Below are 634 nucleotides of genomic sequence, written 5' to 3' on the forward strand. Positions count from 1 at the left end.
GGTACCGATGACTTTCGTATTCGTAACTCAGACTCTATCCGCGAAACCATTGAATCTACGACAACGGCGCTGACTTTACTCATATCATCCATCGCTATTATCTCTTTGGTCGTAGGCGGCATTGGGGTGATGAATATTATGCTAGTCTCTGTCACCGAACGCACCAATGAGATTGGCGTACGTATGGCGGTTGGCGCTCGTCAAAACGATATCATGCAGCAGTTTTTAATCGAAGCCATACTGGTCTGCATCTTAGGCGGTCTACTAGGCATTGGCCTTGCTTTTGCAATTGGCGAGTTGATCAACCGCGTTGGCGGTGACAGCTTTAAAGTTATTTACTCTCCAACCTCAATCATTGCCGCTTTTGTTTGTTCAACGCTAATAGGTATTATCTTTGGCTTCTTGCCTGCCCGTAACGCGGCCAAGCTTGATCCTGTTGAGGCCTTATCTAGAGACTAGCGCGTTAATCGCGATAACTCTGACTTAAGCAAAACTGTTTTAGAACATATAGTGTGCCAACTCAAAAAAGGCAAATACTTACCTAGGATTCACCTTTTTTTGTGGTCATGGGGTTGTATTTGTCCCAATAATATATATAATGTGCTCTCACGTTTAGGGATAGAATATCTCTTAG

Annotated in this window: 1 protein-coding gene; it reads left to right on the top strand. The window is 43.8% G+C overall.

From position 1 onward, the window contains the following. Positions 1-459, top strand: a 459-nt coding sequence (locus ACTXGO_RS15750) for an FtsX-like permease family protein (protein WP_443575180.1), incomplete at its 5' end; no start/stop codon positions are given. Positions 460-634 lie beyond the last annotated feature (175 nt).

It is taken from the genome of Psychrobacter sp. T6-1 (assembly GCF_052258445.1).